The 11,664-nt window shown below is 74.1% G+C and carries 15 protein-coding genes; 2 read left to right on the forward strand and 13 right to left on the reverse strand.

The window, feature by feature from the left end; translation table 11 throughout:
• Positions 1-416, forward strand: a 416-nt coding sequence (locus tag ABD308_RS16490) for a GNAT family N-acetyltransferase (RefSeq protein ID WP_344334219.1), incomplete at its 5' end; no start/stop codon positions are given.
• A 154-nt stretch (positions 417-570) separates the two neighbouring features.
• Here ABD308_RS16490 and ABD308_RS16495 read toward each other — a convergent pair.
• The 13 genes from ABD308_RS16495 to ABD308_RS16555 form a co-directional block, all read right to left on the reverse strand.
• Positions 571-1,620, reverse strand: a complete 1,050-nt coding sequence (locus ABD308_RS16495) for a methyltransferase (RefSeq protein ID WP_344334221.1) — start codon at positions 1,618-1,620, stop codon at positions 571-573.
• A 147-nt stretch (positions 1,621-1,767) separates the two neighbouring features.
• Positions 1,768-2,946 carry an RCC1 domain-containing protein gene (locus ABD308_RS16500; protein WP_344334223.1) on the reverse strand — a complete coding sequence of 393 codons (1,179 nt, stop codon included), beginning with the start codon at positions 2,944-2,946 and terminating at the stop codon, positions 1,768-1,770.
• Positions 2,947-2,979: 33 nt separating this feature from the next.
• A complete protein-coding gene (locus ABD308_RS16505) occupies positions 2,980-3,378 on the reverse strand; it encodes a nuclear transport factor 2 family protein (protein WP_344334224.1) in 399 nt (132 codons plus the stop codon).
• 60 nt (positions 3,379-3,438) lie between these two features.
• Entirely contained in the window at positions 3,439-4,866 is a 1,428-nt protein-coding gene (locus tag ABD308_RS16510; RefSeq protein ID WP_344334226.1) for an FAD-dependent oxidoreductase, read from the reverse strand.
• Positions 4,867-4,870: 4 nt separating this feature from the next.
• Entirely contained in the window at positions 4,871-5,236 is a 366-nt protein-coding gene (locus ABD308_RS16515) for an antibiotic biosynthesis monooxygenase family protein (protein WP_344334228.1), read from the reverse strand.
• Positions 5,237-5,269: 33 nt separating this feature from the next.
• Positions 5,270-6,505: a beta-ketoacyl synthase N-terminal-like domain-containing protein gene (locus tag ABD308_RS16520; protein WP_344334230.1), complete on the reverse strand. Its 1,236-nt coding sequence runs from the start codon at positions 6,503-6,505 to the stop codon at positions 5,270-5,272.
• The gene (locus ABD308_RS16525) at positions 6,502-7,788 is read right to left on the reverse strand and encodes a beta-ketoacyl-[acyl-carrier-protein] synthase family protein (RefSeq protein WP_344334233.1); all 1,287 of its coding nucleotides are present in this window, start codon (positions 7,786-7,788) and stop codon (positions 6,502-6,504) included. Before ABD308_RS16525 ends, ABD308_RS16520 begins: the two co-directional genes overlap by 4 nt.
• A complete protein-coding gene (locus ABD308_RS16530; protein ID WP_344334235.1) occupies positions 7,785-8,213 on the reverse strand; it encodes a cupin domain-containing protein in 429 nt (142 codons plus the stop codon). The genes ABD308_RS16525 and ABD308_RS16530 overlap by 4 nt, the downstream gene beginning before the upstream one ends.
• A 5-nt stretch (positions 8,214-8,218) precedes the next feature.
• The gene (locus ABD308_RS16535) at positions 8,219-8,770 is read right to left on the reverse strand and encodes an SRPBCC family protein (protein ID WP_344334238.1); all 552 of its coding nucleotides are present in this window, start codon (positions 8,768-8,770) and stop codon (positions 8,219-8,221) included.
• Between the two features lie 3 nt (positions 8,771-8,773).
• Positions 8,774-9,043 (reverse strand): phosphopantetheine-binding protein, encoded by a 270-nt coding sequence (locus ABD308_RS16540; protein ID WP_344334905.1) that lies wholly within the window; start codon positions 9,041-9,043, stop codon positions 8,774-8,776.
• Between the two features lie 101 nt (positions 9,044-9,144).
• Positions 9,145-9,477, reverse strand: coding sequence for a TcmI family type II polyketide cyclase (locus ABD308_RS16545; RefSeq protein WP_344334907.1), 333 nt, complete (start codon positions 9,475-9,477; stop codon positions 9,145-9,147).
• Positions 9,478-9,554: 77 nt separating this feature from the next.
• Entirely contained in the window at positions 9,555-10,010 is a 456-nt protein-coding gene (locus tag ABD308_RS16550) for an ester cyclase (protein WP_344334910.1), read from the reverse strand.
• 85 nt (positions 10,011-10,095) lie between these two features.
• Positions 10,096-10,560: an anthrone oxygenase family protein gene (locus tag ABD308_RS16555; RefSeq protein ID WP_344334913.1), complete on the reverse strand. Its 465-nt coding sequence runs from the start codon at positions 10,558-10,560 to the stop codon at positions 10,096-10,098.
• Between the two features lie 411 nt (positions 10,561-10,971).
• Here ABD308_RS16555 and ABD308_RS16560 point away from each other — a divergent pair.
• Positions 10,972-11,664, forward strand: a 693-nt coding sequence (locus ABD308_RS16560; RefSeq protein ID WP_344334916.1) for an amidohydrolase family protein, incomplete at its 3' end; no start/stop codon positions are given.

Genomic DNA, 11,664 nt, shown 5'->3' on the forward strand with positions numbered 1-11,664 from the left:
CCGGCCAGGTCAGGGCCGCCGAGGCCACGGAGACCGAGTTGTTCACCGACTGGTGCCTGGAGGCCGCGCACGGCGCCGGGCTCAGCCGGGAGACCGCGCGGCGCTCGGTCCAGGGGCAGATCGCCGGCGGCCTGCTGCGGGTCTGGGAGGACGACGGCCGCCCGGTCGCCATCCTCGGCCGGACCGCGACCGTGGCCGGCGTCGTCCGGTACAACCCGATGTACGTCCGGTCCGAGGCCCGCCGGGGCGGCTACGGCCGGGCACTGCTCGCCGAGGTGCTGCGCGAGGTGCACTCCGGCGACGGCGCGCCACTCGGCCTGGCCGTCACCGCCGAGGGGAACGGCGCCATCCGCTCGCTCTTCGAATCGTTTGGATTCCGACCGGCCGGCGGCCTTTCGGAATACCGTTTCGACTGAACGGCGCGACTCTCCGGGGAATTCCCGGAGAAAACCGCTGGGCCCGGATCCGGATCGGATCCGGGCCCTTTTTCGGTGCCCGTGAAAGCGCCCGGCCCCGGGAATTCCAGAGGCCGGGGCCGCGCGTTCGGTCCAGCGGTTCAGTCCCCTGGGTTCAGTCCAGCGGGTCGGGGTCCGGCACGGCCTCCAGCAGCGAGAAGGCCGTCCCGGTCGGCACCACCCGGTTCAGCCGGTAGCCCGCGCGCCGGAACACCTCGGCGAACCGCTCCTCGGTGCGCACCTCGCCACTCATGGTGACCAGCATGACCAGGTCGAAGTTCTTCACGAACCTCGGCACGCCCTCGCGGTGCACCAGCTCGGCCGCCACGAAGCGGGCGCCCGGCGAGGCCTCGCGGCACCGGCGCAGCAGCCGCACCAGCGCCTCGTCCGGCCAGGAGTGCCAGACCTGCTTGGTGACGTACGCGCCGATCCCGGCCGGGACGCCGGCGAAGAAGTCGACCGGCTCGAACTCCAGCCGGCCCTGCTCGGCCAGCTTGGCGACCTCCGGCTGGGTCCTGGCCTGCTCGATCACGCCCGGCAGGTCGGCCAGCACGCCGCGGCCGACGGCGTCGTACGTCCGCAGGATCGCGGCCAGGTAGGTGCCCTGCCCGCCGCCGAGGTCGCAGACCGCGCCGGCCTGGGCGAACTCGGGGTACGCGGAGACCAGGGTGTCGGCCAGCGCGTCGGTGAAGTCGGTCATCGCCTGGTTGAAGGTCGCGGCGGCGGCCGGGTTGCGCTGCAGCCAGGGCCAGAGCGCGGTGCCGTGCACCTTCTCGAAGCCGGGCCTGCCGGTCTCCAGGCTGTGGTCCAGCGCGCCCCAGGAGGACCAGAGCCACTCGGCGCCGACCATCCGGGCCATCGCGTCCATCGAACCGGGCACGCCCGGGCGGAGCAGTTCGGACAGCCCGGTGTTGGCGAAGACGCCGGGCTCGGTCTCCTCGAAGACGCCGTCCTCGGCGAGCAGCGCGAGCACCTTGGCCAGCGGGCCGGCGGCCACCCCGGCCCGCTCGGCGAGTGCGGCGGCCGGCAGCGGGCCGTCGGCGAGCAGCTCGGCGATCCTGAACTCGGCGGCCAGCGCCAGGCAGCGCGGGGTGGACGGGAACATCAATTCGGAGAGGAACACCGCGCCGGCCGAGGCAGGGGCGGTCTGGGGAACGGCGGTCATGGGGTGAGGCCTCCCTGCGGGGACCGGGCCGGGGGCGGACGGCGCCCCGGCCCGAGGTCAGCGGTCATGGGTGGGCGGGCCGGGCGGGCCCGCGCCGGGCGGCCCTGGACGGGCCGGGGCCACCCGGCGTTCGCACGGGGCCGGGCCTCAGCCCAGCAGGGCGAAGCCGAAGCCGCCGCCCGGGTTGGCCATGAACTTGTTGGTCGGCGGGATCTCGCCGCCGGCGGCGACGCCCACCGCCGGACCGGTCAACGCGATCCGGGTCGGGGTCGGGACGATCTGGACCCGCCCGGCGGCCAGCTGGCCCCAGTTGTTCCAGCCCCAGCCCCGCACCGAACCGTCGGCCAGCAGCGCCAGCGCGTGGCCGCCGTTGCCGGGGGCCGCGTCGGTGCCGCCGCCGCCCGCCGCGATCGCCTTGACGCCGGTCAGGCCGGGCACCGGGGCCGGCACCGCGCGGTCGACGGTGGTGCCGTCGCCGAGCTGGCCACCGTCGTTGAGGCCCCAGGCCCAGACGGTGCCGTCGGCCAGCAGCGCCACCGTGTGGTGGTAGGCGCCGACCAGCTGGGCGATCGGGTGCGGGCCCGTGAGTCGCTGCGGGGCGGCGCGGTCGACGGTGGTGCCGTCGCCGAGCTGGCCGCGGTCGTTGAACCCCCAGACCGAGGCGGTGCCGTCGGCGTGCACGACCAGGCTGTGGCCGCCGCCGGCGCTCATCCGGACGGCCGGCTCCAGGCCCTCGACGACGGCCGGGCGCGGCCGGCAGTCGAAGGAGGCGGTCATGTAGGAGCGGACGATCCGGCCCTCGCGGGTCGAGCCGGGGCCGTCGCCGAGCTGGCCCCGGTCGTCGCGGCCCCAGGACCAGACGGAGCCGTCGGCCTTGAGCGCCAGGTTGTGGGCGCCGCCGACCGCGAGGTCGACGACGTCCTCCAGACCGTCGACCCGGACCGGGACGGGCTGCACGCCGAAGTTGGCCTCGCCGAGCGCGCAGAAGAAGCCGGCGCCCCAGGCCCAGACGGTGCCGTCCTCCAGCAGGGCGGCGCTGTGGCCGCCGCCGGCGCCGGCGGTGCGGACCCGGCCGGGCAGCCCGACGGTCCGCACCGGGGTCGCCTGGTTCTCGGTGGAGCCGTCGCCGAGCTGGCCGAAGGCGTTGCGGCCGAAGCCCCAGAGCTCGCCGTCGCCGGTGACGGCCAGCGCGTGGCCGCTGCCGGCCGCGACCCGGACGACGTTCTCCAGGCCCTTGATCTCCTGCGCGGTGGCCCGGTTGGCGGTGCCGCCGTCGCCGAGCTGGCCGTTGGTGTTGTCACCCCAACTGCTGATGATGCCTGCCATGGTGATGCGACCTCTCAATCGTCGTTGGGGCGGTCAGGCCCAGAACCGGTCGACGGCGTACTGGTCCTCGGGGTAGGTCCAGAACTCGGCGATCAGACCGTCCTGGATGCGCGCCACGTTGACGAAGGGCATCTCCAGGCTCCGGCCCTCGCGCTCGTAGCGGGTGAACACGGTGGCGAAGGCGAACGAGTCGCTGGCGCCGATCTCGTGGATCTCCATCTGGATGCGGCCCTGGCAGATCTCGAACATCCGGCCGGCGAAGGCCAGGGCGGACTCGATGCCCTCGTGCGCGCCGGACAGCTCGCTGGTGCCCGGGTAGTAGTGCACGCAGTCCTTGGTCCAGTAGCCGGCGGCCTTCTGCACGTCGCCCACGGTGAACGCGGCGTAGACCGCTTCCATGAGCTTGGCGTTCGGGTGGTCGACGACCTTCATGACTCTCCTCCTGGGGATGATGCGGGCGGGGCTTTGCCGGGAAAGGGTTCTGACGGAGCGTCAGACAGCGGCGCGGCGGACGATGTCGACCAGGGTGGCCCGGTCCGGGGCGGGGAACGGCGGCGGCGAGGACGCGGCCGCCTGCTTGACCCGCAGCCGGATCTCCTCGTCCTCGTACAGGCCGGCCGGGTTGTCGAGCGACATCATGGTGCGCACCAGCCGGCGCCAGACCACCTCGTCGGTGGCGGCCGCCTCGGCGACCGTCCCGAAGGTGAGCACGTCCGGCGGCAGCGGCGGCACCCGCCGGCCGGCCACGGTGGCCCGCCAGAGCCGGGCGCGGCCCGCGTCGTTGCGGACGGCGTCCTCGAACCACGGGCGGAAGGTCCGCCCGGCCAGGCCGGCCGCCAGCGCGGCCTGCTCGGCGTCCGGCTCCGGGTGCTCGCGCACCAGGTCGGCCAGCCCGAGCACGTGCGCGATGGCCAGCGAGACGCCGCGGCCGTACGCGGGGTTGGTGGTGCAGACCGCGTCGGCGACCGGCAGGAAGCCGGGCACCGGCTGCGCGTCCTGGCCGTACAGCTTCAGCGAGTTGTCCAGGCCGCCCATCGCGTGCACCGGCGAGATCGGCACGGAGGCCTCCGGCGCCACCCAGGGGGCGAGCAGCGGGGTGGCCCGGACCACCGCCGTGAAGACGTCCTCGGCGCGCATCAGCTTCAGCTCGGCGTCGTCCGGCAGGATGCCGAAGGAGATGGCGAAGGTGTTGTTGTCGCCGAGGAACATCACGCCGGTGTAGTGGTCCCAGAGCCCGCCGGCGCCGAAGCCGCGGTTGAGCGGGCCCGCCGGGCGCGGGCCGAGCGCCCGGTAGTAGCGGGTGTAGTAGGTGATGTCGGCGCTGCGGACGACCGGTTCGGGCTCCGCGAGGCCGTGCTCGCGCAGCCACTCGTTTCCCTGCGAGCGGCGGCCGCTCGCGTCGATCACCAGGTCGGCGCCGACGGTGCGGCCGTCCTTGGTGACCACGCCGGCCACCCGGGCCGGGCCGCGCCCGGCCACGGTCAGGCCGCGCACCGTCTCGCCCCGGCGGAACGAGACGCCCGGCCTGCGCAGCGCCTCCCGGCGCAGGATCAGCTCGAAGGTGGTCCGCCGGCAGCCGAGCATGCGCAGTTCGGCGTCGGCCGGGTGCGGCGTCCGGTCGGCCAGGGTCGGCGGCATGGCCTTGCCCAGCTCGATCTCCCGGGCGCCGGCCGCGACCAGCGCCTGGTGGACGGCGGGCAGCCGGTCGCGCAGCAGGTTGGTGCCGAGCGAGCCGAACGCGTGCGAGTGGTGCATCTGCGGCACGGTCGGCCGCTGCCAGTCGCCGTGCGCGTCGTCGACGGTGTCCGGCGCCTCGTTGGCGTCCCGTTCCAGCACCATGACGTCGTGCCCCAGGTCGGCGAACGCCAGCGCGGCCACCAGGCCGGCGACGCCGCCACCGATGATCACTGTCCGTGTCATGTCCTCACCCCGCGGTGGTAGGAGTGGAAAGGCCCGCCCGCGGGGTGTCCCGCGAGGTCTCGGCCTTGATGTGGAAGCGGACGGACCTGGCGTCGCTGAAGCACGCGCGCATCGGGCGCACCAGGTCCCGGTGCTCCTCGGTCCGCTCCCAGGCGGCGAAGTCCTCCAGCGAGCGCCACTCGCTGGTGATCAGCCACTGCTCCGGGTCGGCGGAGGACTGGCAGACCTGGTCCCGCAGGTGCCCGGGGACGCCCTCGGCGACCAGGTGGCGGATCTGCTCGTACGCCGCGAGGAAGTCCTCCCGGCGCTCCTCCTTGACGGTGATGAGGAAGAGCACGCGGCCCTGTGCCGCGCCCTCGGTGACCGGCATGGCGGTCTCCTTCCGGGTCGGTGGGTGCTCGGGTCAGACGTGGGCGCGCAGCAGGACGGCGCTGTTGAAGCCGTCGAAGCCGCGGGCGCCGATCAGCGCGGTGCGCACCTCGGCGGCCTGCTCCTCGCGGACGAAGGGCAGGTCGCAGCCGTCCGCCGGGCGGGCCGGGCCCGCCGAGGGCGGGATCAGGCCGTAGTCCATGGCGAGCACGGCGGTGGCCGCGTCCAGGGCGCTGCCGCCCTGGTAGAGCCGGCCGGTGAGCGGCTTCTGGGTGGTGACGGCGGCCGGGCCGGCCGGGCCGAACACCGCGCGCAGCGCCTCGGCCTCGGTGCGGTCGTAGCCGGGCACGCCCACCGCGTCCGGGAAGGCGACGTCGACGTCCCCCGGGGCGAGGCCGGCCCGTTCGATCGCGGTGCCGAGCGCGCGGGCGTACTGGCGGGCCGAGCCGGTGGCGGTCCGGGTGGTGGCGGCGGCGTCCTGGGTGGCGGCCCAGCCGGCGATCTCGGCGCGGATCCGGGCGCCGCGGGCGAGCGCGTGCTCCAGGTCCTCGACGATGAACACCGCGCCGCCCTCGCCGGGCACGTGGCCGTCCGCCCGCTCGTCGAACGGCAGGTAGGCGGCGGCCGGGTCGGTGCCGGTGTACAGCCGGCCGCCGCGCTGCTGACAGGCGAGCGCGTACGGGCCGAGCGGCGCCTCGGTGCCGCCGGCGAGCACCACGTCGGAGCCCCGGCGGACCAGTCGGGCGGCGTGCGCCAGCGAGTCCAGGCCGCCGGCGCCCTCCGAGACGAGGACGCTGGACGGGCCCTTGGCCTGGTGCCGGATGGCCAGCTGCCCGACGGTCGCGGCGTAGAACCAGGCGATGGACTGGTAGGCGCCGACGGTCCGCGAGGTGTCCGGCTGCCAGAGCCGCTGCAGCTCGCGCTGACCGAACTGATTGCCGCCGGAGGAGCTGGCCAGCGCCACCGAGAGCTTGTAGGGCTCGATCGTGGACGGGTCCAACTCGGCTTCGCCGAGCGCCAGTTCGGCCGCCGCGTAGGCGAGGTGGGTCCACCGGTCGGTCTGCACCTGGAGCCGGCGCTCGACGTACCGGCTGACGTCGAAGTCCGGGACCTCGCCGGCCAGCGTGGTCTCGTACGGGCCGGCGTCGAAGAGCGTGATCGGGCCGATCCGGCTCTCGCCGCCGCAGACCGTCTTCCAGTGCGCCTCGCTGCCGATGCCGCTCGGCGCGACCACGCCGACGCCGGTGATGACGGCGCGCCGTGCGCTCATCGGCCCCTCCCCAGCTTGGCGAAGAGCATCGCGGACTGGAAGCCGCCGAAGCCGCTGCCGACCGACAGCGCCGCGTCCACCCGCACCTCGCGGGCGGTGTTGGGCGTGTAGTCGAGGTCGCACTCCGGGTCGCGGTTGCGCCAGTTGGCGGTCGGCGGGACCACTCCGCGCTGGACGGCCAGCGCGCAGGCGGCCATCTCGATCGCGCCGATCGCGCCCAGCGAGTGGCCGACCATCGACTTGATCGAGCTGATCGGCACCCCGTAGGCGGCGTGGCCGAGCGAGCGTTTGAAGGCGCCGGTCTCGTGCCGGTCGTTCTGCCTGGTCCCGGAGCCGTGGGCGCTGATGTAGCGGACGTCCTCCGGGTTGAACCGGGCCTGGCGCAGGGTGTCGCTGATCGCCTCGGACATCTCCAGGCCGTCCGGGCGCAGACCGGTCATGTGGAAGGCGTTGCCGCGGTTGGCGTAGCCGACCACCTCGCAGTAGATCCGGGCACCGCGCCGGCGGGCGTGCTCCAGATCCTCCAGGACGAGCACCGCGCAGCCCTCGCCGAGCACGAAGCCGTGCCGGTCCCGGTCGAACGGCCGGGAGGCGTGCTCCGGGTCGTCGTTGTCCGGGGTGGTGGCCTTGATGGCGTCGAAGGAGGCGACGGTGACCGGCGAGATCGGCGAGTCCGAGGCCCCGGTGATCATCACCTCGGCCTCGCCGTCCAGCAGCAGCTGGTAGGCGTGGCCGATGGCGTCGATGCCGGAGGTGCATCCGGTGGAGACGACCACCGCCGGGCCGTGCGCCCCGTGCCGCACCGCCACGTCGGCGGCCAGGCTGCTGGGGATCAGCCCCTGGTAGAGGAACGGGCTGGTCACGTCGGGGTCGACCAGCCAGTTGCGGCCGGAGTCGCTGGCGACGACGAACTCGTCCTCCAGGACGATGGTGCCGCCGACCGCCGAGCCGAGCACCACGCCGGTGGCCTCCCGGGTACGCTCGTCGAGCTCCAGGCCGGCGTCCAGCACCGCCTCCTGCGAGGCGGCGAGCGCGAACTGCACGTAGCGGTCGGCGCGGCGCAGCTCCAGCGGGGTGAGCCCGGCGGCGGCGCCGTCGAAGTCGGCCTCGGCGGCGATCTGCGAGCGGAACGCCGAGGGGTCGAAGGCGGAGATCCGGCGGGTCGCGGTGCGGCCCGAGGTGATGAGGTCCCAGAAGGTCTCCCGGGTGGTGCCGCCGGGCGCCACCACGCCGATCCCGGTGACCACCACCCGGCGTCCGCCCGTGGCCGGGAAGGCGGTCATCGCTCCCCCAGCACGATGTGGGCGTCCGCCGTGGTCCCCGGGCCGTCCTCGGTGTCGACGTGGCCGAGCTCGGGGGACGGCGCCAGCGGACCGAGGTGGAAGACCGCGAAGGCCTCCTCGGAGCCGGTGTTGCGCAGCCGGTGCCGGACGTCCTTGGGGATGACCAGGCCCTGGCCGGCGAACAGCTCGAAGGGCTTGTCGTCGAGGTCGAGGGTCAGCTCGCCGCGGATGAGGAGCAGGAACTCCTCGCTGTACGGGTGGTAGTGCTCGCTGATCCGCTCCCCCGGCTGGAGGCGGGCGATCCCCATGAAGCCGGAGGTCGAGCCGACGGTGCCGGGCGAGAGCACCGCGCGGGTCTCGCCGCCGCGCTTGCGGTTGGCGGGGACGTCGTCGGCGCTGATGATGCGGATGTTCCTGGCGGCCACGGCGCTCACTCCTTCTCGGCGGTGCGGGGATCGGCGGCGCTGGGGCCGGCGGTGCTGGGGCCGGCGGTGCTGGGGCCGGCGGTGCTGGGCTGGGCGGCGTTCGGGTCGGCGGCGAGCGCCTCGACCTTGGCCTTGATGACCTCCAGCTGAACGGGCGAGTTGGTGTTCAGCCGGTCGGTCATGCCCTGGTCGTCGACCGGGGCGGTGGGCTTCATCGCGAAGTCCTGGATCCAGGTCATCCGGGTGCCGCCCCCGGGCAGCTCCTCGTAGCGCCAGTGGATCTGCATGTAGGCGAACGGCCCGGTCTCCACCCGGTGGGCGTGGACGGTGCGGTCGGCGGCGTTGACGGTGCGGTCGCTGACCCAGCTCCAGATCCGGCCCTCCTCGTCCGGGTGCATGGTGAGCCGGAACCGGACGGTCTCGCCGCGCCGCTCGACGATCTCGGCGGAGGCGTACTCGGTGAACAGCCCAGGCCAGCCGGCGACGTCGTTGGTGACGTCCCAGACGAGCTTGAGCGGGGCCTGGATGACGATGCTGTTCTCGGTGTGTCCGGCCATCGCTCAGCCCACCGCCCCGGCGGCCTGCAGCTCGGCGACGATCTCGTCGACGCTGAGGGCGACGGCGCCGTCCGGGACCTTGAGGCCGTAGCGGTCGGCGATCACCGCCTCCAGCTCCAGCACGGCCAGCGAGTCGAGGCCGAGTTCCTCCAGGGGGACGTGCCGGGAGCCGTCGAACACGTCCGGCGCCGCACCGGCGCTGGTGATGAGGACGCTCTCGATCTCCTCCGCGGTGACGACGGTGGTCGTCCCGCCGGCCTGGTGGTCGGTCATGTGCTGCCTCTTTTCTCCGGTGTAGGGACTGCTCCTGTGCCGCACGGCCGGCCGGGGTGAACGGACCCCGGGTCGGCCGTGGCCGGCGGCGGAGGCCGGGCTCACCGACCGCCGGCGCCGGGCTCCCAGCTGTAGAAGCGCCGGGCGACCGCGTCCTGCGGCGAACGCCAGGTGGGCAGGTAGGGGGAGATGAACGGGGTGAGCCGTTCACTGACCCGGGCGAACTCCGGGTGCCGGCGGGCGGCCTCGACCGCCTCCGGGCCGGGGTCGTCGGTCTCCAGCAGGTGGACGTAGGCGTCGCCGAGCAGGTACAGCGAGCGGTGGGTGACGCCGGCGAGCCGGGGCAGTTCGGTCTCGTCCGACTCGCCGAAGACGCGGGCGACGTCGCCCTCCGCGCCGGGCAGCATCCGGGCGATGATCAGGGTGCGGTGCATGCGGGCTCCCCTCGGGCTGGTTCGGGTGGGTGGGGTGCGCGGGGCTGTGGGGTGCGCGGGGCTGGTGTGCCGGGCGCTCAGTGCTGGGGACGGCCGACCGGCTGGATGGCGCCGATGTCGAGCAGGATCCGGGGCACGTTGTCGCCGATCCAGGACTCGACGACCCGGCCGTCGACGACCCGGTGGCACGACATCTCGTGCACGGTGACCGGCTTGCCGGTGGGCGGGATGTCGAACAGCCGCCCCTGGTGGGTGCCGCGGGTGGTGAACCGGGCGTAGACGCGGTCGCCGTCGCCGGCCACGTCCTCGACGGTCACGTGGACGTCCGGGAAGGCGTTGCGCCACAGCAGCACGGCCTGGCGGAAGGAGTCCGGGCCGGGCGGCAACGGGGGCAGGCCGGGGGCGTGCACCACGTAGTCCTCGGCGAAGCGGTCGCCGATGGCGGAGAGGTCGCCCTCGTTGAACGCCCGCTCGGTCAGCTCGCGGATGAGGGCCTTGTTGGCCTCCACCGCACTCTCGGTGGACGAGGTCATGACAGTCCTTTGCTCAGCGGACGGCCCGGCCGGCACACGGTCGCGGGCTGGTCCGGGGACGGACGGAGGGAGGTGCCGGCGCCGGTCAGAGCAGCGAGGCGAGCACGAAGCAGGCCGCGGCGCCGATCGCGCCCACGGTCCGGGTCTCGTGCGCGAGGTGCCAGCGGCGGCGCTTGCCGCGCCACGCGGCGTCGCTGTCCCGGTACGGGCTCCAGCGCTCGATCTGGCGCCAGATCGGGCGGTTGAAACCCTCGGAGGCGACCGCGACGGTCGCCATGCCGACGGTGCCGGCCGCGTACAGCACCTTGGCCGCCTTGTTCTCCGAACGGACCGCCTTGGTCGCGCCGACGGCGGCGGTGGCGAGGCCGTTCCAGAAGGCGATCGGGTGGAACACGTGCATGTCGATGAGCTGGCAGGTGTTGACGTACCGGTCGTAGGGCAGCGAGTTGAGCATCGGCAGGATCGAGGTCTTCATGATCCACAGCGTGCCGAGCTGAACGCTGGACGACGTCACCAGCCAGACGTTCGCGTTGCTCTTCATGTCCTTCATATCGATTCCTCGAATCGATCCGGGATCGCGGGACGTCCGCAGCGACGACGCGCGGCGGACCGGGGCGGGGTCGCCCGATACGGAAGAGCGGGACCCCGGGGGCCGGGGCATCTCGGCCCCCGGGGCGGCCCCGCGGCCTCATCCTTGCCGCCAGGCGGTCCCAGTGTCAGGAGGCATCCGTCTCCGGCGGACTGGGATGTCGCCCCGGCGCCCACGGACCGCGTCCCGGCCGTCCCGGGCCGTCCGCCCAGCCCATTCGTTGCACCAACCCCCCGATTTCCGGGCCGTGTTGACGCATCCGGCGGACTCATCCTACGGTGCGAGCGGGCACTCACTCACCGAGTCGCCCGAGGCCCGCGACCACCCCGCCGCGCCGACCGGCCGGCGGCCGTCCCAGGAGGTGCCGAGCCGATGACGATCGATGTGCACGGCCACATCACGTCGCCCGAACTCTTCCGCCGCTTCCCCATGCCGCCGAGCCTCGCCGATGTCGACGGCATGGTGGAGCTCAAGGCCGCCGCCGGGATCACCATGTCCCTGGTCGGCAGTCCCGTCGGCGCCGGCACCATGGTGCGCACGCCCGGCCTGGACAACTACCGCCAGCCGCTGGACACCCTGGAGCGCTTCCACGACTGGCTCGGCGAGCAGGTCCGCGCCCGGCCCGCCGCGCTGCGCGGACACGTCTACACCAACCCGCTCGGCTCGGACGCCGAACTCGCCGCCGCCGCGAAGCGGTTGGAGCAGGAGGAGTTCGTCGGGCTGATGGTCAACTCCAGCATCGCCGGGCGCTTCCTGGACACCCCGCGGGCCGACGCCTTCTTCGCGATGGCCGCCCAGTACCGCACCCCGGTGATGCTGCACCCGCCGGCCGAACCGGCCGGGGCCGGGGAGCTGGACGACCTGCGGCTGATCGAGCAGATCGCCCGGCCGTGCGACGTCACGCTCGGGACGGCGGCGGTGCTGTTCGCCGGCTGGCTGGAGAAGTACCCGGAGCTGCGGATCGTCGCCCCGGTCTGCGGCGGCGGGCTGCCGCTGCTGCTGGAGCGGCTGGAGCTGGCCCGGCGGATGCCGGTCACCTTCGGACGGCCGGGCGCCGGTGCCCGC

The organism is Kitasatospora putterlickiae (assembly GCF_039527695.1).
Lineage (GTDB): Bacteria > Actinomycetota > Actinomycetes > Streptomycetales > Streptomycetaceae > Kitasatospora > Kitasatospora putterlickiae.